We start from the raw sequence: 26031 nt of genomic DNA on the forward strand, positions 1-26031 counted from the left end.
TCAATAATTTTTAGAAGAGAATAGGTTTTAAGATTTATTTAGATCGGCGTACATTTTTGTAGTCGCATTCGCTTTTGCTAAAACGGTGTTGCATAAATCATACAGCTCTTCTATGCTTATTTTCTTAGATTTCATCACCACTTTTCCATCTTTATAAATTACAGATTTTAACTTATTCCAGTAGTACAAAACCTCACTTAAGGAGTCATCTATTTCTAAGGTATTAAACTCTAAAACAGTCAAATAGTTTAAGTTTCTTTCCATGGTCTGTACTATGGTGTGTATTTGTTCAGGAGTTACTTTTTTTACATCAAAAGAATTTAGAGCGTAATATAGAGTTAATCTTTGTGTTAAATATCTTAGTTTACCTGAGGCACCTGTTGCCTTGGCTATATTTTGTAGAACGTAATTTTTGTTTTTATCGTTATTAGGTCTAGTTTTAGAGTAGTCAATTAGACCTGTTACTACATCATCACAAATAGCTAAGAAAAGAGTGTTGCACTCAACTACTTGTTTCATGGATTTTTTGGTAGTTGCTGTAATTAATTCTCTGTAAGTGTTAAAAGCAAACTCTTGTACGTCTACCTTATATCTAATAGTTTTGGTGGGGGCAAAAGTTTTTAAATATTTAACACCATATTCAAAAGCAGCAATAGCAGCTTCCATTTCCTTTTCAGCAGCTTTACTTTTTGTATTAGCTTCCATATATAGCTTGTCTTTAGCCATTCTTTGTCCAAGCATTCTCTGTTTACCAGCTAAGTTAACTGCCTGAGATAAATATTGGGTTTTCTGAGAGAAAAGATTAGTACTTAAAAATGTGATTAATAAAAATAGTAGTGTTTTTGTCTTCATAATATACTTGTTGGGGATTGTACGGTACAAAAATACTCAATCAGCTTTTTGCTAAAACTGCGTTTATAACATATAGGGACGTGTTTTTGGCTACTTTTGGTACATATGATGTATTTAGGCTAAAAAAAAGAAAGAGATATTTGTGTTAAATATCTCTTTCTTTTTTAATGGTTTCGTAAGCTTGCTGAATTTTTTGAAATTTTTCTTGTGCCACTTTTATGTGTTCCTCCCCAAGATTTCTTATTTTATCAGGATGATGTAATTTGACCAAACGACGATATGATTTTTTGACCTCTTCGTGACTCGCATCGGGCGAGATTTCAAGAATTTCGTAGGCAGATTCCGAACTATCGTAAAACATAGCTTTTATAGAATTGAAAGATCTATTACTGATGCCTAGTAGTCCCGCAATCATTTCAATTTTAACTATTTCACTCTTAGATACGTTGCCATCGGATTTGGCTATAGAGAACAAGAAATGAATTAATTGATTTCTGGATTCCAAAGACATTTTCTCGTTTATTTGAGCGCAAACTTGGTTTAAGTTGATAGAGTTATCGTTAACAATACCCTTAAATAATTTAAAAGCGTTATTGGCTCTCTCTTTTCCATAAATCTTTACAAAGTAATTTCTAACATAATCCAACTCCTCTCTTAAAATTTTTCCATCTGCTTTAATGACTTCTGCCGAAAGAAACAATAAGCTAATTTCAAAATCTCCATTTTGTGTTTGCTGTTTGGCATAATTTTCTGGATGATTAAATTCATCATAATCTGTAGTAGCTTTTTTTATAACAGAACCTATAAGATAACCTAATGCAGCTCCCATAGGTCCGGCCGCAGCCCATCCAATTCCTGCTCCAATCCAGTTTGCAAATTTTTTCATCAATAATATTTTTATTTGTAATAACTGTGTAGGGCTCAATAACCTTGCCTTATTTGTAGGCTGTAGTATTGTCATGGTTTTGCAAGAAGTTTGTTTAGAATTTTAGGTAATAACTGTTTAAATGTCATTAGGTAAGGAAATGGAATGTTTATTGACTAAATTTGCAGTAACATTCAATAAGAAATATAAATTATATAAATATGTATCCACAAGAATTAACGGCTCCAATGGAGGCTCAATTAGTACAGTCTGGTGTAGAGGCTTTAAAGTCTGCCTCAGATGTAGAATCATTTTTATCAAAAGAAGGAACTGCGTTGGTTGTAGTAAATTCTGTTTGCGGTTGCGCAGCGGGTACTGCTCGTCCGGGGGTGATTGCTTCGTTACAAAATGCAAAATTGCCTACTAGTTTAGGTACTGTATTTGCTGGTGTAGATGGCTCTGCTGTTCAGAAAGCTAGAGAATTTATGATACCATTTCCTCCATCATCTCCCGCAGTAGCTTTGTTTAAAGATGGACAATTAGTGCATATGTTAGAACGTCATCATATTGAAGGACATTCTGCTGAGGCAATAGCAGCTAACTTATCAGGAGCTTACGACGAGTATTGTTCTTAGTGATCGTTAAGCTTTTTTAAAAACAAAAATCTCTTTATCCATGGATAAAGAGATTTTTGTTTTTACATAGGTAGCTAATTATAACTGAAATACACTATTAATACCTTAATTGAATTTTAGCTAAAGATAATTGTCCGAAAAATTCTTTGAAGTCTTATTCAAGCTAATGTGTCTTGTCTAACTGAGCCTTGTTTGGTTTGGAGTAAATTTAACAATTAAATATTTTTTAATAACAAGCATTCCAAATAGCATCTTCAGGGGTAGGAGCTGTTATGTCGATGATCTCCTTTTTTACAGGGTGCGTGAATGTGAGTTTTCTAGCATGCAAATGAATACTACCGTCTTTATTGCTTCTTTTGGCTCCGTATTTTAAATCTCCCTTAATAGTACATCCTAATGATGAGAGCTGTACCCTTATTTGATGGTGTCTTCCCGTCTCTAAAGCAATTTCCAAAAGCTGGAAGTTGTCTAGTTTTTTTATCAGCGTATAATGCAAAATGGCTTGTTTTGCTCCATTCGTGTCAGGTTTACAAATGCTAGACTTGTTGTTTTTAGAATTCTTGACCAAGTAATGATTTAGCGTTTGTTGCTTAGGAATATCACTTTTATTAACTACCGCCCAATAAGTCTTTTTGATTTTTTTATCCCTTAAATCTTTATTTAACCTTTCCAAAGCTTTAGAGGTTTTTGCAAAAATTACAATGCCAGAAGTGGGTCTGTCTAATCTATGTACAGTACCCAGATATACGTTCCCGGGTTTGTTGTACTTGTCTTTAATATAGGCTTTAACAATTTCGTTGAGTGGGGTATCTCCTGTTTTATCGCCTTGCGTAATATCACCAGACCTTTTGTTAATTACAATGATGTGATTGTCTTCAAAAAGTATCTGTAAGTTCTTTTTGTTAGAATGCATAACTTAAAAGTGATTATAAGTTTCCTGCGTAAAAATCTTTGTTGATACTATCTATAAAGTGCAAAATTTCTTCTTTACCACTTCTATTACTTGAAGAGGATGTGAAATAAGTAGGAAAATATGCCCAATTATTTTTTAACATTCCTTCTTTGTACTTAGCTATGTTTTGAGAAATAGCTTTGGGTTTTAATTTATCTGTTTTGGTGAAAATAATAGCAAACGGAATTTCATTTTCCGCTAAAAAAACCATAAAGTCAATGTCAATCTTTTGAGGAGTGTGTCTAGAGTCTATCAAAACAAAAGTACAGACAAGTTCCTTTCTCTGTTTAAAGTAATCTGTAATAAAACTTTGAAATTCTTTCTTGATAGTTTTTGAGACTCTAGCATAACCATAACCAGGAAGATCTACTAAAAACCAGTTTTGATTGATTTTGAAATGATTGATAAGTTGAGTTTTACCTGGGGTGCTAGAAGTTTTGGCTAATTTATTTCTATCAGTAAGCATATTAATTAAAGAAGACTTACCTACGTTAGATCTTCCAATAAACGCATATTCTGGGAGTTTTTCTGTAGGGCATTTTGAGACCTCAGAATTGCTTACGACAAATTCAGCAGTTTTGACCTGCATGGTTATATGTTGTTTTTCTGAAACCAAGCATCAACAATCTCATTAAATAAATCTGGATGTTCCATCATAGGAGCGTGTCCACATTTATCTACCCAAAACAACTCAGAGTTTGGCATTAATTCGTTAAATTCTTCGGCTACATCTGGAGGAGTCACATCATCTTGCTTTCCCCATATCAGACAGGTAGGTAGACTCATATTAGGTAAATCTTTACCCATATTATGTCTTATGGCACTCTTGGCTAACGCTAATATTCTTATAGCGCAGTTTCTGTCGTTAACAATTTTAAACAAATCGTCTACCATCTTTTTGGTAGCCGTTTTAGGATCGTAAAAAACAGCTTCCGCCTTAGCTTTAATATAATCGTAGTCACCTCTTTTTGGGTAGGTGTCACCCATTGCTTTTTCGTATAAACCAGAGCTTCCAGTTAAAACTAGTGAGTTTACTAGTTCTGGAAAGTTTTTAGTAATGTAAAGACAAACGTGTCCTCCCAAAGAATTACCAATTAATGTAGCTTTCGGAACATTTTTAAATTCCATAAAGCTCTTAACAAATTTGGCCAAATTTTTAACGTTAGTTTTAATGATAGGAAGCGTGTATATAGGTAGCTCAGGGACTAATACTCTATAGCCCTTTTTTGAGAAATGCTTTACCAATCCCCCAAAATCATCAAGAGTTCCCATCAAACCATGTAAAACGATTAATGTTTTACCTTCTCCGGCTTCAATGTACTTAAACTCCCCTTCTGTCTTAACGTTATATTCCATGCTTAATATTCTCTCGGCTTTGGTTTGGGCACAAATGTAAACTTTTTTTGATAAAAAACCTTAGAAAGTCAAAGATAGCTAAGGCTTATGATTTTTGGATTTTAACTGTTTGATATTTAAAAAAGTAAGGTGTTTAAACGGTTGTGTTAAAACTTATTAACAATGTGGGGGTTTGTGGTAGAAAGTGGTAAAATATTTTATATTTTTGGAAAACAATAGACAAAAGTGAATTCATTAATAGGAACATACGAGTGTAAAACCGATGCTAAAGGTCGAGTAATGCTTTCTTCTGGTTTAAAAAAACAGTTGGAGGGTGTTGCACACGAAGGTTTCGTGTTAAAAAGGTCTGTTTTTCAACCCTGCTTAGAGTTGTATCCTATGCAGGAATGGAACAAAGTAATGGCAAAAATTTCCAAACTGAATCGATTTGTGAAAAAGAACAATGATTTTGTGAGGTTGTTTACTGCTGGGGTTAAAAGTATAGAGCTAGATGCTTCTGGTAGGTTGTTACTGCCAAAGGATTTGTTAGGGTTTTCAAAAATTAAAAAAGAGGTAGTCTTGTCAACTTCAATTTCTATCATAGAAATATGGGATAAAGATTTGTATGAAGATGCAATTAATGGAGCTGTTGATGATTTTGCAGAATTGGCCGAGCAGGTAATGGGAGGTTTAAATATAGAAGAAGATGAGTTATCATAACCCAGTTTTGTTGCACGAGAGTATCGATGCTTTAGAAATAAAGCAAGATGGAGTTTATGTGGATGTAACATTTGGAGGTGGAGGTCATTCAAGAGAAATTTTATCTCGTTTAGGCGAACACGGAAAATTATTTGCTTTTGACCAAGATCCAGATGCGCACTTAAATGAGATAGACGATGAACGCTTTACACTTATTCCTCAAAATTTTAGGTACATTCAAAGGTTTTTGAGGTTTTACGGGGTTAAAAAAGTGGATGGTGTGTTAGGAGATTTTGGAGTTTCATCTCATCAATTTGATGAAGCTAAAAGAGGTTTTTCTACGCGATTTGATGCAAAGCTAGATATGCGAATGGATCAAAAATCCGAGATAAGTGCTTATCATATCATCAATCAGTATGCTCAAGAAGATATTGCTAATCTTTTGTTTCAATACGGTGAATTGAGGAACGGTAGAGCGATGGCAAAAGTAATTGTAGAAGCTAGAGAAGAAAAAAGAATCAATACAAGTTTTGAATTAAAAGATATGTTGGCTCAATTTTTACCGAAAGCCAAAGAACACAAAATATTAGCTCAAATTTTTCAAGCATTAAGAATTGAGGTAAATGAAGAATTGGAGGTATTAAAGGAGTTTTTATCTCAAATTCCAGATATATTAAAGGAAGATGGGAGATTGAGTGTTATTTCTTATCATTCTTTAGAAGATAGATTGGTGAAGAGATTTATACAAAAAGGATTGTTTGAGGGAGAACCTGAAAAAGATTTTTATGGAAACTATAGCGTTCCGATGGAAAAGGTTGGAAAGTTAATTCTACCCACAAAAGAAGAGATAAAAATAAACAACAGGGCTCGTAGTGCAAAATTAAGAATAGCCAAACTAAAGCAGCAATGATTGGAGTCGGCGAATTTTTTACGAGTGTTTTAAAAGGAGATTTTCTAACCAAAGGAAATTCTTTTAAAAATTGGAGAGTCATTTTTTCTGTATTGGGGATGTCGATTGTAATGATTACATGTGCACATCAAACAGATGAGAAAGTGATGAAAATTGCAGCCTTGACTAAAAAAATTAGAGTACTAAAAGCTGAGTATGTAGATAGTGCCACTAAGGTAACTTATCTAAAAATGGAATCTACGATAAGACGAAAAGTGGAGGATCAAGATTTGGAGCCTTCAAAGGAGCCACCCGTTAAAATAGTTGCAAAAATTATAAATTAAAATATTGAGCACCACAGGTAAAAATATCGTTGACAGGCTAGGTTGGTTAGTGTTGCTACTAACTGTGCTTTTTGGTGTCTTAGCTATACGTGTGGGGTATATACAATCAGCAGAAGGAGCTTACTACAGAAAAATTTCTAAGCAAAGAACAATCAAAACAGATACCATTTTTGCCAATAGAGGAAACATATATGCAACTGGTGGAAATTTGTTAGCAACCACGATGTCTAAGTATACTGTAAGACTGGATATGGTTACCATTAAAAACCATGTTTTTGAAGAAAATATCAATGCTCTAAGCGATTCACTTTCTGCGTTATTAGGTAAGTCATCATCTCATTACAGAAAGTACTTAAGAAAAGCAAAAAGACGTAATAATAGATATTTACTGCTAGCTAGAAACCTAGGATATATAGACTATGCTAGATTAAAAAACTTTCCAATTTTAAATTTAGGTCAATATAGAGGAGGCTTAATTACCGAGCAGAAAAACGTAAGAGCAAGACCCTTGGGGGAAATGGGTGTAAGAACGGTAGGCTACGCAGATTATAGAGGGAATGTGGGGGTAGAAGGTGCCTATATAGGATATTTAAAAGAGCAACATGGTTGGAGGAAAAAGCAAAAAATAGCCAAAGGACAATGGAAACCTATTAACGATAAAAACGAACAAGAACCTCAAGATGGGAGTGATGTAATTACAACCATTGATGTCAATATTCAGGATGTGGCACATCATGCTTTGTTGGAGCAGTTAGAAAAATTTGAAGCAGACCACGGTTGTGTAGTAGTCATGGAAAGCAAGACAGGCGAAGTAAGGGCAATTGCCAATTTAGGAAGGAATGGAATGCATGGTGGTTATTACGAAAAACGAAATTATGCAATATACGAAGCTCAAGAACCAGGTTCTACTTTTAAGCTAGCAAGTTTGTTAGTGGGATTGGAAGATAAAAAAGTAGATACAGGAGATGTGGTGGATACTGAAAAAGGGAGAATTAAAGTTTATGGAAAATCTATTATAGATTCTCATAGAGGAGGATATGGAAAAATATCTTTAGCTAGAGCCATAGAAGTGTCTTCTAATGTAGGAATTGCTAAAATGGTGATGGAGAACTACAAAAAAAATCCTCAACAATTTGTAGATGGTATTCATAAACTAGGATTTGGAGATAAAATAGGTTTGCCAATCAAAGGGGAAGGGAAACCATTTATACCTAGTCCTAAATATGTAAAAAGAGGAGATCCAAAAAGTTGGAATGGGCTTTCTCTACCTTGGATGGCATGGGGCTACGGTGTTAAAGTTACAGCATTACAGCTAATTACATTTTACAACGCAATAGCCAACAACGGAGTAATGGTAAAACCAAGGTTTATTAAAGAACTCAGAAACAATGGGGAGGTAGAAAAAACATTTGAACCAGTAATCATTAATAACAAGATAGCTTCTGAACAAAACATCAATAAAATACGAACGATATTAGAAAATGTAGTAAAAAGAGGTACTGGAGAAAAATTATATGCTCCTAATTTTTCCATGGCAGGAAAGACGGGGACTTGCCAAACGGAATATTGGACAGGAAATACTCAGTATGTATCATCTTTTGCTGGTTTTTTTCCCGCAGACAATCCTAAATACTCTTGTATTGTAGTGGTTAACAAACCTAATAAGAAAAAAGGGTATTACGGGGCTACAGTAGCCGCACCAGTGTTCAAAGCTATTGCTCAGAAAATATACGCAAGCGAGTTACAAGAAGAGAAAATTACTTACGAAAATCCTTTACTGGCAACTATTGAAGATGAACACGAACAATATCAAAAAGAAAATTTAGACACTCAAAATTTAATGCCTAATGTAAAGGGTATGTCTGTAATGGATGCGGTGTCTTTATTAGAGAATAAGGGCTTAAAAGTTGCGCTAAAAGGACACTTGAGTTTTGTGGATAATCAATCTATCAAACAAGGTGTTGGGGTCAAAAGAGGGCAAAATGTAATATTGTATTAACCATGGAGCTTAAAAGTATTGTACAAGACGTTAAGGTGTTAAGGAATGTTCATTGGGATCAACAGTCATTGAATATTTCTTCTGTCGCTTTTGATTCTAGAAAAGTAGCAGAAAACACACTTTTTGTAGCTCAAAAAGGGGTGCATGTAGATGGGCATTCTTTTATAAGCAAGGCGATAGCTCTAGGAGCTAGTGTTATTGTGTGTGAAGTTTTGCCAGAAGAGCTTTTAAGTTCTGTTGTGTACTTAATGGTAGAGAATGCAGATATAGCTTTAGCTACTATTTCTGCAAATTTTTATCATCATCCTTCAAAAAAAATAAAGTTGATAGGAGTGACAGGAACCAATGGTAAAACTACCGTTGCCAGTTTGCTATATCAATTATTTGACTCGTTAGGTTACAAAGCAGGGTTGTTATCTACAGTTAAAGTTGTTGTGAATAAACAAGTTTTTCCTGCTACTCATACCACACCAGATTCACTGGCAATCAATCAGTATTTGGCTCAAATGGTGTCAGAGGGAGTTGCATATTGTTTTATGGAAGTAAGCTCTCATGGTATCCATCAATCTAGAACTCATGGATTGGATTTTAACGGAGGAGTTTACACCAATATCTCACATGATCATTTAGATTACCATAAAACATTTAGTGAGTACAGAGATGTGAAGAAGGCTTTTTTTGATGATTTGCCAAAGCATGCATTTGCACTAACAAACGCAGATGATAAAAACGGGCAAATCATGTTACAAAACACCAAAGCGATTAAAAAAACATACGCTCAAAAAACATGGGCAGACTATAAAATAAAAGTTCTAGAAAAAAGTTTTTCTGGAATGTTATTGCAAATCAATCAACAAGAGGTTTGGGTGCAATTGGTAGGTGGCTTTAATGCTTCTAATATTGGAGCTATTTATGGAGTAGCAAAGGAACTAGAGGTATCGGATATGGATTTGCTAACAGCTTTGAGTCAATTGAAAAGTGTAGATGGTAGATTCCAATATCAGGTATCGGAAACAGGAGTTGTAAGTGTAGTGGATTATGCACACACTCCTGATGCTTTAAAAAATATACTAACTACAATTCAAGATGTAGCACAGTCTACTTCAAAAATTATTACAGTAGTAGGTTGTGGAGGCGATAGAGACAAAACAAAAAGACCCAAAATGGCTTCCATTGCAGCTGCATTGAGTCATCAGGTGGTGCTAACATCTGACAATCCTAGAACGGAAGATCCTGAGGTTATATTGAGGGATATGGAGATGGGTATCCAATCCAAAGAGCAGGTAAAGGTTTTAACCATTGTAGATAGAAAACAGGCTATTAAGGTGGCTTGTAAAATGGCAGGTAAAGGAGATGTCGTTTTGGTAGCGGGTAAAGGGCATGAAACTTATCAAGAAATACACGGAAAGAGAACCTATTTTAACGATAAAGACACGCTAGTAGAAACTTTTAAAATATTAAATAAATAATGCTGTACTATCTGTTTAACTTTTTAGAAAACGAATATCAATTAACCGGAGCAAGTTTGTTTCAGTTCATCACATTTAGGTCCGCATTGGCTTTTATTTTATCGTTGCTGTTGTCTACGGTTTACGGGAAAAGTTTAATTAACTACCTCCGCAAACTCCAAATAGGAGAAACGGTAAGAGATTTGGGTTTGGCAGGTCAAATTCAAAAAGCAGGGACTCCAACTATGGGAGGAGTAATTATCATACTTGCTACGTTAATTCCCGTTTTCTTATTTGCCAAACTAGATAATGTTTACATTTTTATTTTGATTGTAACCACCTTGTGGATGGGTGCGATTGGGTTTTTAGATGACTACATCAAAGTATTTAAAAAAGATAAAGAAGGACTTAAAGGTAAGTTTAAAGTTTTAGGTCAAGTAGGGTTAGGATTGTTTGTGGGGGTGATGTTGTATTTTCATTCCTCTGTAACCATGAAAGAGGAATTACCTTTCTCCGAGAAAGTAGCGAATACTTACTTATTTGGTAAAGCACACAAATCAGTAAAAACAACCATTCCCTTTTTAAAAGACAACGAATTTGATTATGCTTCTGTACTAACATGGTTAGGAGATGGAGCAGCCGATTATGCTTGGATTATATTTATCCCTGTGGTCATTTTTATTGTAACTGGAGTTTCTAATGGAGCTAACTTAACTGATGGTATCGATGGTTTGGCAGCGGGTTCCTCCGCCATTATTGTATTGGTGCTAGGTATTTTTGCTTGGGTATCTGGAAACATCATCTTCTCGGATTATCTAAACGTAATGTATATCCCTAATTCTGGAGAAATGACTGTTTATATCAGTGCTTTTGCAGGAGCTTTGATAGGGTTTTTGTGGTACAATACCTATCCGGCTCAAGTTTTTATGGGGGATACAGGAAGTTTAACCATAGGAGGTGTTATCGCTGTGATAGCAATTGCGGTTAGAAAAGAACTATTAATTCCCATTTTGGCAGGAATCTTTTTTGCAGAAAATATGTCTGTAATTATTCAAGTGGCTTGGTTCAAGTATACCCGAAAAAAATACGGAGAAGGTAGAAGGGTGTTCTTAATGGCACCTCTGCATCATCATTATCAAAAGAAAGGTTTACACGAGAGTAAGATAGTTTCTAGATTTTTAATTGTGGGTATTTTGTTAGCAGTATTGTCTATCGTAACCCTAAAAATGAGATAAATGAAAAGAGTTGTGGTTTTAGGAGCTGGAGAAAGCGGAGTAGGAACAGCCATTTTAGCTAAAAAGCTAGGAATGGATGTTTTTGTGAGCGATGCTTCTAACATCAAACCCGATTACTCAAAGAGTCTAGAGAATATCAATGTTGATTTTGAATCTGGTAAACACACGGATGCTTTTATTATGAATGCTGACGTGGTAGTGAAAAGTCCAGGAATTCCAGATCACATTCCTTTGATCGAAAAAATTGTAGCGGCTGGTATTCCTGTAATCTCAGAAATCGAATTTGCAGGACAGTATTGTGAGGCAAAAATTATTGGAATCACAGGTTCTAATGGAAAAACCACCACAACAATGCTAACCTATCATCTTTTAAAAGAAGCAGGCTATCATGTTGGAATGGGAGGTAATATTGGAGATAGTTATGCAAGACAAGTTGCAGAAAACGATTATAAGAAATACGTTTTGGAGTTAAGTAGTTTTCAGCTAGATGGAATTGAATCGTTTAGACCTCATATCGCTATCATCACCAACATAACTCCAGATCATTTAGATAGATACGACTATGATTTTGATAAGTATATCGCATCAAAATTTAGAATTACAAAAAATCAAAAAGCATCAGATTATTTAATATACGATGCCGATGATCCTGTGGTGGTTGCAGGAATAAAATTACATCAACCCAAAGCTACATTAGTGCCGTTCTCTATCACTAAAAAACAAGCATACGGTGCCTATGTAGACCAAAGAGATATTGTATTAAACATTAATAAAGAAGAATTAAGAATGAGCATTTCAAAATTATCAATGCAAGGTAAACACAACACAAAAAATGCAATGGCAGCTTCCTTAGCTGCACAATTATTAAAGGCTAGAAAAAAAACAATTTTAGAGTCTCTGGAAAGTTTTGAAGGAGCTGAACACAGACTAGAAAACGTGATAAAAGTAAACGGAGTTCAGTATATAAACGATTCCAAAGCAACCAATGTAAATGCAACATTTTACGCTTTAGAATGTATGACAGCTCCAACAGTTTGGATTGTAGGCGGAGTGGATAAAGGGAACGATTATTCTGAATTATTTCCTTTGGTAAGAGAAAAAGTAAAAGCGATTATTTGCTTGGGATTGGACAATACTAAAATCAAGCATGCTTTTGAAAATATAGTAGATTTTATTGAAGAGGTGGAAACAGCAGATGATGCTGTAAAGATTGCCTACAAATTGGCTGATAAAGGAGACAGTGTGTTGTTGTCCCCAGCATGTGCGAGTTTTGATTTGTTTGAGAACTACGAAGACAGAGGTAGAAAATTTAAAGATGCAGTAAGAAGTTTATAAAAAAAAACTGTCAATTCTAGTGATTTTTTAAGTCTGTAAAATTGGGTTTAGAGTTGTCTTAAGAAAACAAAAGAATCAAGAGATACTATTGAGCGTTTGAGTATCAAAAAAAATAAAAATGGCAAAATTGTTACCCTACATAAAATCATACATTAAAGGAGATTTGTTCATCTGGGCATTGGTGGCAGTATTGGCACTATTCTCTTTTATGCCAGTGTATAGCGCTAGTACCAATTTGGTATATGTTGCGGGTAATGGTACAACTGTAGGGATACTCATAAAACATGCTGTATTGTTACTAATGGGTTTCGGAATTATGTTCTTTATTCATAGAACCCCTTACAGGTATTTTAGTGGTGTTTCAGTGGCGATGATTCCGCTAGTTATTGTATTGTTAATCGTAACGCTGGCACAAGGAACAACTATTGGAGGTGCCAATGCGGCAAGGTGGATAAGGATTCCTATTATAGGAGTAGGTTTTCAAACTTCGACACTCGCAGGCTTGGTAATTATGGTATATACTGCGAGATATCTGGCAAAGCATAAAGATGTTCAAATTAATTTTAAAGAAAGTTTATTTAAGCTTTGGTTGCCTATTTCCTTAGTATTGATGTTTATTTTACCAGCCAACTTTTCTACCACAGCTATTGTGTTTATGATGGTGATGATTTTGTGTTTTGTAGGAGGATATCCTATTAAATATTTAGGAGGAATTATAAGTGCAGGAATGCTGTTTTTACTTTTGTTTGTTTTAACGGCAAAAGCTTTTCCGGGTTTAATGCCCAATAGAGTGGATACTTGGATGAGTAGAATAGAATCTTTTTCTGATAAGGATTCAAAAGAGGGCTATCAGGTAGAGAATGCAAAAATAGCCATTGCCACAGGAGGTTTAACAGGTAAGGGGCCAGGAAAAAGTGTACAAAAAAATTTTTTACCACAATCTTCTTCTGATTTTATATTTGCGATTATTGTAGAAGAGTATGGTTTGATAGGAGCTTGTATGGTGTTGTTTGCGTATTTTATGCTCACTTTTAGGCTATATGTTGCTACCAAAAGAGCAGGAACTGTGTTCGGAAAATTATTAGTAGTAGGTGTGGGGTTTCCCATCGTTTTTCAATCGGTAATTAATATGATGGTAGCTACTAATTTAGGTCCTGTTACCGGACAAACACTTCCGTTAATTAGTAGTGGAGGTACCTCAATTTGGATGACGTGTTTAGCAGTAGGTATGGTGTTAAGTGTTACGGCATCTAAAGAAGTTACAGAAGAAGAATTAGAAATAAAAGGAGAAGATCCTCTGGAGAATATATATCCTAAGCAAGAGTTAGAAGAAGCGTAATGGAAAAAATAAAAAAAATATTAATTAGTGGAGGAGGTACAGGAGGTCATATCTATCCTGCGATTGCCATTGCTAACGAACTAAAAAAGCGTTATCCTAATGCTGAATTTTTATTTGTAGGAGCTCAGGATAAAATGGAGATGGAAAAAGTGCCTCAAGCGGGTTATAAAATAAAAGGTCTTTGGATTGCTGGTTTGCAAAGAAATTTAACAGCGAAGAATTTAATGTTTCCACTAAAGTTAGTGAGCAGTATTTTTAGAGCTAGAAAAATAGTTAGCAAGTTTAAACCTGATGTTGTGATAGGTACAGGTGGTTTTGCTAGCGGTCCTGTTTTGCATGTAGCTGCTGGAAAACGAATTCCGACTTTAATTCAAGAACAGAATTCGTACGCAGGTATTACCAATAAAATTTTATCAAAAAAAGTAAATAGAATTTGTGTGGCTTATGATGGTTTAGAGAAATACTTCCCAAAAAATAAAATTGTGTTTACAGGGAATCCTGTGAGGCAAGATTTGCTGACTATAACTTCTAAGAGAGAAGAAGCTTTGGCTTTTTATGGATTGGATGCTACTAAAAAAACATTACTTGTTTTAGGAGGTAGTTTGGGAGCTAGAGCTATTAACCAAATGATTGAAGAAAATGTAGCAGATTTGCAAAAACAGCAACTACAAATTATTTGGCAAACGGGTAAGTTTTATATAGAAGAATATCAAAAACATAATGATTTGGAGGGGGTACAAACCCATGCCTATTTATCAAAAATGGATTTGGCCTATGCTGCTGCAGATATTATTGTATCTAGAGCAGGAGCAAGTTCTGTGTCAGAATTGTGTATTGTAGGGAAACCTGTTATTTTTATCCCTTCTCCTAACGTGGCAGAAGATCATCAAACTAAAAATGCAGCTGCTGTGGCTGACAAAGATGCAGCTATTTTATTAAAAGAAATTGATAAAGACCAGTTTGTAGATAAAATAAGAATGATGTTGCAGAATGACGATAAAGCAGCACTGTTTTCAAAGAATATAAAAGCATTGGCCAAGCCTAATGCCACTTTAGAAATTGTAGAAGAAATAGAAAAAATAGCCAAGTGGAACTAAGAGAGGTACAGCATATATATTTTGTAGGCATCGGAGGTATTGGGATGAGTGCCATTGCAAGCTATTTCACGAAAAATGGCAAGCAAGTAGCGGGTTACGACAAAACTCCCTCTACAGTCACGGATACTTTAAAAAATCAAGATGTATCTATCACTTTTAAGGATGAAATTTGTACCATTCCCAACGCATTTCTAAATCCAAAACATACATTGGTGGTATATACCCCTGCAATTCCAAAAACAAGCAAATTATTAAACTTTTTTAAAGAGAATGATTATAAGGTGTTGAAGAGGGCTGCTATTTTGGGTGAAATCACTAAAAGTACGGTTTGCTATGCAGTAGCAGGTACCCATGGTAAAACAACCACATCCTCTATTTTAGGACATATTATGCATGTGTGTGGAACGGGAGCTACCTCATTTTTGGGAGGGATTACGGAAAACTATAGCTCAAATTTGATTTTAGGACAGGACAAAATATCTGTGGTAGAAGCAGATGAATTCGATAGATCATTTTTGGAGTTATCTCCTAACGTAGCATGTATCACTAACATGGATGCAGATCATTTGGATATTTACGGAGAAAAAGAAGCTTTGGAGGCTTCATTCAAAGATTTTGCTAATCAGGTGTCAGATACTTTAATAGTAAAGAAAGGTTTACCTATCAAAGGGCTTACGTACGCAGTTGAGCAAGAAGCGGATTATGAAGCTAAAAACGTAAAAATTGAAAAGGGGTCTTTTGTTTTTGATGTCAAGACACCCACAGGATTTGTAAACGATGTCGTTTTTCATCTTCCTGGTAGACACAATGTGTCAAATGCTCTAGTTTCTATTGCGATGGCAGAGAAACATGGAGTTGGATTGGAGGATATTAAAAAAGCATTGAATTCCTACAAAGGAGTTAAAAGACGATTTTCTTTTAAAATTAAAGAAGATGATTTTGTGTTGATTGACGATTATGCACATCACCCTACAGAAATAGATGCTGTGGAAAATGCGGTGAGAGAAATGTATCCGAACCAAAAAGTTTTGGCAGTTTTTCAGCCACATTTATTCACGAGAACTAGAGATTTTATTGATGATTTCGCTAAGAGCTTAGCCCGATTTGATGAGGTGGTTTTATTAGATATTTACCCAGCAAGAGAATTGCCTATAGCAGGAGTTGATTCGGCACGGTTACTCTCTAAAATAGAAAACCCAAACAAATCTCTGCAGACTAAAGAAGAGGTGATTGGTAGTGTTAAAAATACGGAGGCTTCTGTGGTTGTAATGCTGGGAGCGGGAGATATTGGAGTATTGATAGAACAAATAACAAAGCAAATAGCAACTGTATGAAAAAGTATTTTGTGTACATAAAAACAGTTCTTTTTTTAACATTGATATTATTGGTGTTAAGCTTTACCTCTCGAAGAAACGAAGCAAGACTTATTACCGATCATGTAAAAGTGTTTTTTAGTAACGAAGATAATTTGTTTTTAACCCATAAAATGGTTGATAACTTGTTAATACAAAACGGCAAACACGTTACAAATCAACCAAAATCATTAATACATTTACCTGAATTGGAAAAAAAAGTTCAGGAGCATCCAATGGTTTCAGTGTCAGAAGTTTCTGTGGGGGTGTTAGGAGATATACAAGTAAATATTAAGCAGAGAAAACCTATTGCTAGAATGTTTACAACCTATGATATTGTATATTTGGATAAGCAAGGAAAAGAAATGCCACTGTCTAATCATTTTTCTGCAAGAGTTCCAATTGTAGATAACACCAACAATTATATCAAAACAGGGGAAATTTATCCGTTGATGTTAGCTATTTACAAGGATGAATTTTTAAGAAAAACGGTTGTTTACGTAAAAAAAGACAAAGAAGGATATTGGTTACAAACTAGAGTTAACAAACAACGTGTTTTGTTAGGAGATTTGAATCGTACCCAAGCAAAATTAAAAAACCTAAAAGTGTTCTATAGCTATATGGAAAAAGATAGCTTGTCTAGCACTTTTAAAAAAATAGATTTACAGTACAACAATCAAGTTGTTTGCTCAAAATAAGTAAAAGATGGAGAATAACCGTATTGCTATAGGATTAGATATTGGGACCACCAAAATTGTAGCCATGATAGGTCGTGAGAACGAGTATGGTAAAATTGAAGTTTTGGGAATTGGAAAAGCAAAGAGCTTAGGAGTCAAGCGAGGTGTAGTTAATAATATTACCCAAACCATACAGTCCATCCAACAAGCTGTTGAAGAAGCAGAAAACGTATCCGGATTAAAAATAGATACGGTTACTGTAGGAATAGCAGGACATCATATTAGAAGTATACACCATAGCGATTACATCACAAGGCAAGATGCGGAAGAAGTAATTGATGAGGCTGATATTGATAATTTAATCAATCAAGTTCATAAATTGGTAATGCTTCCAGGAGAGGAAATTATCCATGTATTACCTCAAGAGTACAAGGTGGATAGCCAGGCTGATATCACTGAACCTATTGGAATGTATGGAGGTAGATTAGAGGCTAATTTTCACGTAGTAGTGGGTCAGGTTTCTCAAATTAAAAATATTGGTAGATGTGTAACTAATGCAGGTTTAGGTTTGTCTGCTATTACATTGGAACCTTTAGCATCTGCAGAAGCTGTATTGAGCAACGAAGAAAAGGAAGCAGGAGTTGCTTTGATTGACATAGGAGGTGGAACTACGGACTTAGCTATTTTTAAAGACGGAATTATTCGTCATACGGCAGTAATACCTTTTGGGGGGAATGTCATCACAGAAGATATCAAAGAAGGATTTTCTATTATAGAAAAACAAGCAGAGTTGTTAAAAGTAAAATTTGGTTCTGCTTGGCCTGGAGAAAATAAGGATAACGAAATTGTTTCTATTCCAGGGTTAAGAGGTAGAGAACCTAAAGAAATTACTCTAAAAAGTCTGTCTCAAGTGATACATGCTCGCATTACAGAAATTATCGAACAAGCTTATTTAGAGATAAAAAACTACGGTCACGACACGCAGAACGGAAAGCTAATAGCAGGAATTGTATTAACTGGTGGAGGTGCACAGGTAAAGCATTTAAAACAGTTAGTAGAATATATTACGGGGATGGATACTCGTATAGGATATCCTAACGAACACTTGGCAGGAGGGTCTGATGAAGCGCTATCAAGTCCAGTTTTTGCAACCGCAGTTGGATTGCTAATGGAGGGGCTGGAAAGACTACCAGAAGAGGTTGAGGAGATTGTAGAGCCTACACCAGAACCCGAAGTACCTGTATTTGAGAAAGTAGAAGCAGCGCAACACCCTATCGAGTCAGAACTGAATAGTGAAGAGGCAGAAGAAGTGGAAGAGACTCCTAGAAAAGAAGAAATAAAAAATTCAAAAAAATCATTTTTTGAGAGATTTACCTCAGGATTAAAAGATTTTTTAAACGAAGCAGAATAATAGATACCCATAAAATCCCATAATTATGAGTGATACCACATTTAATAACGTAACATTTGACATGCCAAAATCTCAGTCTAACTCTATTAAAGTGATTGGAGTTGGAGGAGGTGGAAGTAATGCTGTAAACCACATGTTTACTCAAGATATCAAAGGAGTAGACTTTGTGATTTGTAATACGGATGCACAAGCTTTAGAAAACAGCGCTGTGCCTAACAAAATACAATTAGGAGCAGGATTAACTTCTGGTTTGGGAGCAGGAGCAAATCCTGAAGTTGGTGAAAAAGCCGCTAGAGAAAGTGTAAAAGAAATTGAGGAAATGCTAACTTCTCAAACAAAAATGGTATTTATTACTGCTGGTATGGGAGGTGGTACGGGTACAGGAGCAGCTCCAATTATTGCTGGAGTAGCGAAAAACATGGATATTTTAACCGTTGGTATTGTTACGATGCCATTTCAATTCGAAGGGAGAATGCGTTCTAAACAAGCGCAAAAGGGAATTGACGAATTAAGAAAAAATGTAGATTCTTTAATTGTTATCAACAACAACAAGTTAAGAGAGGTATATGGAAACTTAGGATTTAAAGCTGGTTTTTCTAAGGCTGATGAAGTTTTATCCACTGCCTCTAGAGGGATTGCTGAGGTAATTACACATCACTATAAACAAAATATAGATTTACACGATGCTAAAACAGTATTATCCAATAGTGGAACCGCTATTATGGGATCCGCAAAAGAAACTGGGGAAAATAGAGCGCAAAATGCGATTATGAAAGCTTTGGATTCTCCTTTGTTGAATGATAACAAAATTACAGGAGCCAAGAATGTATTGTTGCTAATTGTATCGGGGACAGATGAAGTTACTTTGGATGAAATAGGAGAAATAAGTGATTTTATCCAAGAAGAAGCAGGTTACGAAGCCAACATCATTATGGGGGTTGGTGAAGATGAGGATTTACAAGATGCTATTGCTGTTACGGTAGTTGCCACTGGATTTGCTATTGACCAACAAAGAGAAATCACCAATACAGAAATAAAAAAAGTTTACCATACACTAAATACAGAGCAAACCGCCCATTACAAGTTCGAAGATGAGGAGACAGTGGTTAGGCCTCAAATGACTCGCATCATAGAGGAAGAACCTGTAGCACCAAAGAAAGTGGTTCATCAATTATTAGAAGAGGAACCTGATTTTTTCAAACCTCAGCGAACATCAGTTTCTAAAGATAAAACAAACAATGAGTCGCATGAAACCAGCTTGTCAGTAGAAGAAACTACTTCTGAAGAATTAGAAGAAGTGAATTTGGAGGGGGTAAAGTTAGAACAAGAAAACTTGGCAGAAATTTCGGAAGATGATTTTATTATTAATGATATTACCCCAGATTTATTTTCTGCTGTTGAGGACGAGACTCCATCAGAAGTAAATGTTTTCGATCTACCAGTAAATCATGCAGAGGAGGTTAGAGATACATCTGAGGTTGCTGATATTAGAGATATATTGGTTTTCGATGCTGAAACAGTTGAACCTACAACTACAAAACATCAATTAGAAGAAGAGGTTATAGGTGTTTTTGATTTACCCGTAGCTGGCGAGCAAGAAGTTGTTCTGGAAACAAGAGAAGAAGGGCTAGAACATATTGAAGTAAAGCACGAACATTCAGAAGAAAGAACAGTTTTTCTTTTAGAAGAGGATGAAGAAATAACAGATGAAAAGTTAAGCGTTACAGAGACAAAACAAGAAACGAAGTTAATAAATTCAGATGAGGCTTTGTCATCTCCCTCAACAATCAAAAGATATACATTAGAAGAGTTTGATGTTCAGCCAACCATTAAAAATTCATCATCACCCAATATTAAAAGAAATATTAAAGATATTGTAGTTAATGATGCCGAGGAAATTAAGTTCGAATCAAAGACAAAAATTGTTGAGAAACAAGTATCTATTTCGGAAGAAGAAGAGCAAGTTTCTCCTTTAAATTTAACGATTTCCGAACTTCAAAAGAGTGCTGAAAAAAGAAAGAATACATTTAAGAAATACAGTCATAGATTCAAAAACACGGCTTTTAACGAAGATATTATCGATGATATAGAAAAAGAGCCAGCCTATAAAAGATTAGGTTTAGAATTACATGACAAGAAAGACGTGAATAATATTTCTAGAACCTCCATCGATGTAAGTGATGATAATGAGTTGACAATTAGAAAAAACAACTCATTTTTACACGACAACGTAGATTAATAGCTACTTGTTTTACATGATAAATCCAGCTTTAAAGCTGGATTTTTTTGTTTTAGGCTGATTTTTTACATCTTGGTCATACTATTGGCGATTTTTACTCAAGGTTATGTTTTTTATGTTGGCTGATACTTATTGAGGTCTATAAATTTTATACCTATAAGGGTAATTATGCAGTTATATAGGTCTAAATCTTTATTTTGAGTGTAAGTCTAGATGGTTTTCTATAACGGCATTCGGATTGCGAATCCGAAGTGACTGAATAACATTCAAGACTCAGAAGAAACAATGAATTTATTTAAAAATCAAATTACAAATCATGTTAAAGGTTGTGAAGAATAAAAAAGTAAACATTATGAGAAATTTATTATTAATGTTAACGATGTTAAGTTTTATGGTTTCATGTTCTAAAAAGGATGTAAATAACCTATCTATAAAAGGAACAATTAAAGATAAGTTTACTAATGAACGCGTAGTTCTAAAAGAATCAGAACTAAAGGTTGAATGTTGGAAATGGGATGGTAGTAGAGATGATAGTTATGCAGATTTTGAAAGAATTAAATTACCCACGGATAGTAGTGGAGAATTTTCCTTAGATTTTGATAAAGGAGCTTTGATTATAGTGATTATCAAAGCAGAAGGCTATCAAAAGTATGTTAAGAAAATCTATGCTAAAAAAAGTGATAATACGTGTGATATTAGTTTGATCCCTTTATAAAACGTGACAGTAATTGTAGGGTGTTTTTTTAAGTAATTTTTCAAATGAAAATTATTAGTTACCTCGAATTTGTAATCCGAAATGACTAAGGATTACTTATCGAAATCTAGTAAAAACAGAAGGATGCGAACCTTTTATAATATTCATATTCTATTGAGATAATTACAAGAGTTTAGAACGTTTAACGAAAACAGGAATATCAGTATTATCTTGCCAGCGTGTGTATTCGGATTGCAAATCCGAAGCGACTGAGCGACTGGGAAAATATAAAACAAAAGAAGAAAATGAAAATAACTGCAATATATAATCTCAAATTCAGTATTATTTTTGCAATAATATTCGGAACTTATACTTTCTCTCAGAGCATAAACGACAGACAAAGCGAATGTGGAGTAAACATAATTTATCACTACTACGTTAATGAAACAGCCAACAATTCAAAAATGATTTTTTCATTAGAAAAATTCAATATTGATGAGAACGCATTTCATTTGTTTTTTTATTCTGAGGTAAAAGATAATTTTGAAATAACTATAGACGGTCAATTTTATAAAAGAGATTCTATCAATACTGAAACTTTAATAGAAGAAGATGGTTTGATTAAAATTTATCCTTATCGTTTAGATATAATTTTTCCGCAGAATAAGAATAGTTTTGTTTTGAAAGTTGATTCTGTTAGATATGGATGCTTTGAAACGGTAGTTTATAAAGAATATCCTATGTTATACGTTAAATACTTTAAAAATAGTTGGTATTTAACTCATTCGAATGCCTTTAGATTTTCAGGTCTGTATTTTACTAGAATCAGAGGTGCAGCAAAGCGATTAATTGAAATAGGAACAAGTCGAGATACTTTGTATTCACCTCGACCTACTCCCAAAAAGCTCGACAGTTCTATTAGCAATTAGATCAAGGATTGTTTATTAGTCACTTCGGATTTTCATCCGAATAACTACGATAGTGACCATAACAGTGAGTGTGTCAATCTCTAAGGGAATTTGGGATGAGTCTTATGTAGTTTAAATTAGAAAACAACAATTCACTTTTACCTGATTTTGATTTCATATTGAAACTAATACCATCCTAAATATCCAAATTCAGCCTACCAAATGTTAGGATGGATTTTAGCAAATAAACGTATAATGGGCTTACATACTTACTAGCAGATGTAGATGCATATATTGACGTTTGGAAAGAAATAGCTCCTCCTACGTCTTTAGTCTTAAGACCAAAGACTGCAAAAGAAATCAGCAAAGAGAAACAAGAAAATTGGTGGCCTTAGCAGAGCAAAAGCACGAGTTTATTAAGTTATACCCAGTTCCTTTTGAGAACCAGTTGTACATTAATTTTAAATTAGAACAAGCAGAAACCATTCAAGTTAAACTAACAGGGATTAACAACGGACAAACTAAGATTGTAGAACATGGCAAGCAACTACAAGCAGGTAACCAAACTTATACAGTAAATACAAGTGACTTACCCAATGGGTTGTATATAGTTAAAGTAATTACAGATAGCAAAGTACATACTAGAATAGTAGTTAAAACAATAATGCAAGCTAAGAAAAATGATAAATATATTTATACTGAGACATTTGTTTTATCTATTTTTAATGAGTACTATGCTCTTTGTAAATAATGGATATACACAAGATAAAGAAGATGATGAAGATTGTTTTGATTGTGAGTGTGAACCCGCTTGGTGTGAAGAGTTAGATCCTGTGGATTTGGGTTGTGTGAATTGTGAGGAAGAAGAGGAAGAAGAAGAGTGTATTAGTTGTTCTTGCGATGATGTTTTCTGTGGACCATGCGAAGGTGGTAATTGGGACTGTACTTGCGATAATTCATGTATATCACAGGAAGATGGGCCATGCGAAGGCGATAATTGGGATTGTACCTGTGACAATTCATGTGACGAAGAACCAGAACCAGAACCAGAACCGTGCGAAGGAGATCCTATAAAAAATCCTGAGATAGCTCCGCAAACTAATTCAGGAATTAGTGGAGGTAGATATGGTTACACAAGATCAGGTGGGACTAAGTTTCATGGAGGTTTAGATATTAAATCAGAATATGGAGATCCTATTTACGCCATGTTTGATGGAACTGCGACTTCAATAAGTAGCTATTACACTAGTGCAGGTTGGATTGTTTATCAAACAGCTGTTATAGATGGGGAGTCAGTTTCAATACAATATTTTCATTTGCAAAAATCTGGCAGGGTTAGTGGGGCTATTAATGCTGGTGATATTATAGGATATCAAGGAGATTCTGGAAATTTGAAAGAGGCCATAGAGGATGGATATGCTGAATCTCATTTGCATATAAAAATGAAAGATAGTAATGGTAATACCATAAATCCAGAGAACTATTTAACAACAACTTTTGATTCAGAAGGGAATCCAACTACTAATTGTAATTAATAAATAAGATGAAAAAAATAATTTTAAATAGAATATTTGTAATGATGATTTTGTTTTCGTCATGTGTTGAATCTCAGGTTAATAGGAATTTATTAACACTTGAAGATTATAGTAGTATTAAGATAAACAATGTAGCTCTTAGTTCAATTAATGATACCAAAGGTTTGCATCAAAGTCTAAATAATTTATTCAATACTAACTTTCAATATTCTGAAACAAATATTCCCGATAACTATAGGGAAGTTTTTTCTAATGATTTAAAAATAAATTTCCTATTTCATTCTTATCCATCAGAATATAATTATCCATCAGGTTATGAAATATCGAGTATCAATGTCCTGTCGGATAATATTCAGATTTCTATTCTGGGTAAAAGTGTTAAACTAGGGGGAACGATAGATTCTTTAGAGAATTTTAATATTAACAAAGAGAATTCTATAATCTTTCAGTTAAACCCTAACTCTTCTAATACCTTTTTAAATCACGAAAATTTTCTATTAATAAAATTTGATAAAAATACAAGGTTGATAACTAAAATAGAGTTTGTAGTTATGCCTTAAATGTTTTTCTTGCTAGTTTTGTTATAAGTTTATTCAATAACCAATTGTATTATAGCCAATCTCCACACATATTCTCATTTAGTTTAGCGTAATATTAACGTTTGTAGAGTATTTACGAAGAGAATAAGATAGACAAAAGTTTAATTACCATTTATAATGGCTTTATAGCAAAAGCCTAAGATTAGTTTTTTGGTTTTTTGTGTTTTAAAGTGTTACCCGGTCACTTCGAGTTTATAATCCAAATAATTATGGCAGCGATTATAATAGTGATATGTCAATATCCAAGAGAAACAAACTTATAATGGGCTTACATACTTACTAGCAGATGTAGATGCATATATTGACGTTTGGAAAGAAATAGCTCTTCCTACGTCTTTAGTCTTAAGACCAAAGACTGCAAAAGAAATTAGCAGAGAGGAACAAGAAAAAATTGGTGGCCTTAGCAGAGCAAAAGCACGAGTTTATCAAATTATATCCAGTTCCTTTTGAAAATCAGTTGTACATTAATTTTGAATTGGAACAAGCAGAAACTATTCAAGTTAAACTAACAGGGATTAACAACGGACAAACCAAAATCGTAGAGCATGGGAAGCAACTACAAGCAGGTAATCAAACTTACACAGTAAATGCAAGTGACTTACCCAACGGTATGTATGTAGTTAAAGTAATTACGGACAGCAAAGTGCATACTAGAATAGTAGTTAAACAATAAAATAAGCTAAAAAAAAAATGAAAAACATATTTAAATTAAGGCATTTATTTTCTCTATTTTTAATAGGTACTATGCTTTTTGTAAATAATGGATATGCTTAAAATGATGAGTGGAGTGATGATTGTTTCGATTGTTCATGTGATCCTTTATTTTGTTTTGGAGGAGAAAGTTTTGATGATTACGACAATTATACTGGGCCTTCTAACTCCATCAGTAGAGGGCCAACGTCACCAGACTCAGGCCGTAACTCAGAACAATGGCATGGTGATTCTAATGACTATGGAGGTTCTAATAGTCATGGTTGTAATTTCGGTAGAAGTTGTCACAGTACCAAAGACGATCTACCTTGGCGACATCGAAAAGAACCCTTAGACGATGGAGGTTCGAATAATATTAATGACATTGGTTTAGACACAAATCCTTTGGATGACGTTGCTGAATGCGAGGGAGTCAACTACGACCCATGCACGTGCGACGGTGATTGTGATAATAACGGGCCTATTGATAGTGGTTCTGGACCTGAAAGTCCTAGTCCCAATCCTTGTAGCAAGGTGCAATTTGTTTCTGTTTCTCAGAAACCTGAAGAAATGTTTGCTCAAACAACACCAAAACAGAGCAGTCAAGTTTTTTTAGATAATCCAAATGTTGTAGATAATGGTTGCCGAGAAAATCCTGACCCCGAGGAGCCAGAAGATCATAAGCCAAAAACTCCTTGTGAAGCAATAAAGAAACATAACAATAATGAAAAGCTATCTAGGAAAGATAGAGAATTAGCTACTGATGAAAATTTTTCATCAAGTAAGGAAGTAGGATATAAAGTAAGAAGAAATAGAGATGGAAGCGAGGATTCTATTATCGATTTGCGTGCTTCTGATAAACGAGGAGGGCATTCTTTAAATACGGGAATTTAGTTAATGTA

26 protein-coding genes are annotated in these 26031 nt (G+C 34.4%); 21 read left to right on the forward strand and 5 right to left on the reverse strand.

From position 1 onward, the window contains the following. Positions 1 to 27: 27 nt before the first annotated feature. Entirely contained in the window at positions 28 to 852 is an 825-nt protein-coding gene (locus tag ACXGQW_RS07740; protein WP_457821671.1) for a type IV pili methyl-accepting chemotaxis transducer N-terminal domain-containing protein, read from the reverse strand. A 145-nt stretch (positions 853 to 997) separates the two neighbouring features. Continuing rightward, entirely contained in the window at positions 998 to 1738 is a 741-nt protein-coding gene (locus ACXGQW_RS07745; RefSeq protein ID WP_457821673.1) for a TerB family tellurite resistance protein, read from the reverse strand. Between the two features lie 200 nt (positions 1739 to 1938). Here ACXGQW_RS07745 and ACXGQW_RS07750 point away from each other — a divergent pair, with 200 nt between their 5' ends. After that, on the forward strand, positions 1939 to 2352 hold the full coding sequence (locus ACXGQW_RS07750; protein ID WP_457821675.1) for a BrxA/BrxB family bacilliredoxin: 414 nt from the start codon (positions 1939 to 1941) through the stop codon (positions 2350 to 2352). A gap of 226 nt (positions 2353 to 2578) precedes the next feature. Here the strand turns inward: ACXGQW_RS07750 and ACXGQW_RS07755 are convergent, their stop codons facing one another. The 3 genes from ACXGQW_RS07755 to ACXGQW_RS07765 are packed head-to-tail and all read right to left on the reverse strand — an operon-like array spanning position 2579 to position 4660. Beyond that, positions 2579 to 3265, reverse strand: a complete 687-nt coding sequence (locus ACXGQW_RS07755; RefSeq protein ID WP_457821677.1) for an RluA family pseudouridine synthase — start codon at positions 3263 to 3265, stop codon at positions 2579 to 2581. Positions 3266 to 3278: 13 nt separating this feature from the next. Next, complete coding sequence (yihA, locus tag ACXGQW_RS07760) at positions 3279 to 3893, reverse strand: ribosome biogenesis GTP-binding protein YihA/YsxC (protein ID WP_457821679.1); 615 nt, start codon at positions 3891 to 3893, stop codon at positions 3279 to 3281. A 2-nt stretch (positions 3894 to 3895) separates the two neighbouring features. Continuing rightward, on the reverse strand, positions 3896 to 4660 hold the full coding sequence (locus ACXGQW_RS07765; RefSeq protein WP_457821681.1) for an alpha/beta fold hydrolase: 765 nt from the start codon (positions 4658 to 4660) through the stop codon (positions 3896 to 3898). A gap of 225 nt (positions 4661 to 4885) precedes the next feature. Here ACXGQW_RS07765 and mraZ point away from each other — a divergent pair, with 225 nt between their 5' ends. The 20 genes from mraZ to ACXGQW_RS07865 all read left to right on the forward strand — a co-directional run bounded on the left by mraZ (position 4886) and on the right by ACXGQW_RS07865 (position 26023). Then, on the forward strand, positions 4886 to 5359 hold the full coding sequence (gene mraZ / locus ACXGQW_RS07770; RefSeq protein WP_457821682.1) for a division/cell wall cluster transcriptional repressor MraZ: 474 nt from the start codon (positions 4886 to 4888) through the stop codon (positions 5357 to 5359). Then, positions 5346 to 6248: a 16S rRNA (cytosine(1402)-N(4))-methyltransferase RsmH gene (gene rsmH / locus ACXGQW_RS07775; RefSeq protein ID WP_457821684.1), complete on the forward strand. Its 903-nt coding sequence runs from the start codon at positions 5346 to 5348 to the stop codon at positions 6246 to 6248. Before mraZ ends, rsmH begins: the two co-directional genes overlap by 14 nt. Continuing rightward, positions 6245 to 6571, forward strand: a complete 327-nt coding sequence (locus ACXGQW_RS07780; protein ID WP_457821686.1) for an FtsL-like putative cell division protein — start codon at positions 6245 to 6247, stop codon at positions 6569 to 6571. Before rsmH ends, ACXGQW_RS07780 begins: the two co-directional genes overlap by 4 nt. Before the next feature lie 4 nt (positions 6572 to 6575). Then, a complete protein-coding gene (locus ACXGQW_RS07785; RefSeq protein WP_457821688.1) occupies positions 6576 to 8570 on the forward strand; it encodes a penicillin-binding transpeptidase domain-containing protein in 1995 nt (664 codons plus the stop codon). Between the two features lie 2 nt (positions 8571 to 8572). Then, on the forward strand, positions 8573 to 10039 hold the full coding sequence (locus ACXGQW_RS07790) for a UDP-N-acetylmuramoyl-L-alanyl-D-glutamate--2,6-diaminopimelate ligase (protein ID WP_457821690.1): 1467 nt from the start codon (positions 8573 to 8575) through the stop codon (positions 10037 to 10039). Continuing rightward, positions 10039 to 11253, forward strand: a complete 1215-nt coding sequence (gene mraY / locus ACXGQW_RS07795) for a phospho-N-acetylmuramoyl-pentapeptide-transferase (RefSeq protein WP_457821692.1) — start codon at positions 10039 to 10041, stop codon at positions 11251 to 11253. The genes ACXGQW_RS07790 and mraY overlap by 1 nt, the downstream gene beginning before the upstream one ends. Then, positions 11254 to 12588 carry a UDP-N-acetylmuramoyl-L-alanine--D-glutamate ligase gene (murD, locus tag ACXGQW_RS07800; RefSeq protein ID WP_457821694.1) on the forward strand — a complete coding sequence of 445 codons (1335 nt, stop codon included), beginning with the start codon at positions 11254 to 11256 and terminating at the stop codon, positions 12586 to 12588. It begins immediately after the preceding gene. Positions 12589 to 12706: 118 nt separating this feature from the next. Beyond that, positions 12707 to 13927, forward strand: coding sequence for an FtsW/RodA/SpoVE family cell cycle protein (locus ACXGQW_RS07805; RefSeq protein ID WP_457821696.1), 1221 nt, complete (start codon positions 12707 to 12709; stop codon positions 13925 to 13927). Next, a complete protein-coding gene (murG, locus tag ACXGQW_RS07810) occupies positions 13927 to 15024 on the forward strand; it encodes an undecaprenyldiphospho-muramoylpentapeptide beta-N-acetylglucosaminyltransferase (RefSeq protein ID WP_457821698.1) in 1098 nt (365 codons plus the stop codon). The genes ACXGQW_RS07805 and murG overlap by 1 nt, the downstream gene beginning before the upstream one ends. Beyond that, complete coding sequence (murC, locus tag ACXGQW_RS07815) at positions 15015 to 16358, forward strand: UDP-N-acetylmuramate--L-alanine ligase (RefSeq protein WP_457821700.1); 1344 nt, start codon at positions 15015 to 15017, stop codon at positions 16356 to 16358. The genes murG and murC overlap by 10 nt, the downstream gene beginning before the upstream one ends. Next, positions 16355 to 17074: a cell division protein FtsQ/DivIB gene (locus tag ACXGQW_RS07820; RefSeq protein ID WP_457821702.1), complete on the forward strand. Its 720-nt coding sequence runs from the start codon at positions 16355 to 16357 to the stop codon at positions 17072 to 17074. The genes murC and ACXGQW_RS07820 overlap by 4 nt, the downstream gene beginning before the upstream one ends. 7 nt (positions 17075 to 17081) lie before the next feature. Beyond that, a complete protein-coding gene (gene ftsA / locus ACXGQW_RS07825; RefSeq protein ID WP_457821704.1) occupies positions 17082 to 18464 on the forward strand; it encodes a cell division protein FtsA in 1383 nt (460 codons plus the stop codon). Between the two features lie 25 nt (positions 18465 to 18489). Next, complete coding sequence (gene ftsZ / locus ACXGQW_RS07830; protein WP_457821706.1) at positions 18490 to 20703, forward strand: cell division protein FtsZ; 2214 nt, start codon at positions 18490 to 18492, stop codon at positions 20701 to 20703. A 352-nt stretch (positions 20704 to 21055) separates the two neighbouring features. After that, positions 21056 to 21418 (forward strand): hypothetical protein, encoded by a 363-nt coding sequence (locus ACXGQW_RS07835; RefSeq protein WP_457821708.1) that lies wholly within the window; start codon positions 21056 to 21058, stop codon positions 21416 to 21418. 284 nt (positions 21419 to 21702) lie between these two features. Beyond that, positions 21703 to 22326, forward strand: coding sequence for a hypothetical protein (locus tag ACXGQW_RS07840; protein ID WP_457821710.1), 624 nt, complete (start codon positions 21703 to 21705; stop codon positions 22324 to 22326). Between the two features lie 280 nt (positions 22327 to 22606). Further along, positions 22607 to 23056: a T9SS type A sorting domain-containing protein gene (locus ACXGQW_RS07845; RefSeq protein WP_457821712.1), complete on the forward strand. Its 450-nt coding sequence runs from the start codon at positions 22607 to 22609 to the stop codon at positions 23054 to 23056. Then, on the forward strand, positions 23031 to 23840 hold the full coding sequence (locus tag ACXGQW_RS07850) for a M23 family metallopeptidase (protein WP_457821714.1): 810 nt from the start codon (positions 23031 to 23033) through the stop codon (positions 23838 to 23840). Before ACXGQW_RS07845 ends, ACXGQW_RS07850 begins: the two co-directional genes overlap by 26 nt. Positions 23841 to 23848: 8 nt before the next feature. After that, positions 23849 to 24400 (forward strand): hypothetical protein, encoded by a 552-nt coding sequence (locus tag ACXGQW_RS07855; RefSeq protein WP_457821716.1) that lies wholly within the window; start codon positions 23849 to 23851, stop codon positions 24398 to 24400. A 433-nt stretch (positions 24401 to 24833) separates the two neighbouring features. Beyond that, positions 24834 to 25112 carry a T9SS type A sorting domain-containing protein gene (locus ACXGQW_RS07860; protein WP_457821717.1) on the forward strand — a complete coding sequence of 93 codons (279 nt, stop codon included), beginning with the start codon at positions 24834 to 24836 and terminating at the stop codon, positions 25110 to 25112. 422 nt (positions 25113 to 25534) lie between these two features. After that, positions 25535 to 26023, forward strand: a complete 489-nt coding sequence (locus ACXGQW_RS07865; protein WP_457821719.1) for a hypothetical protein — start codon at positions 25535 to 25537, stop codon at positions 26021 to 26023. Positions 26024 to 26031: the final 8 nt, after the last annotated feature.

Source organism: Wenyingzhuangia sp. IMCC45533, from assembly GCF_054111225.1.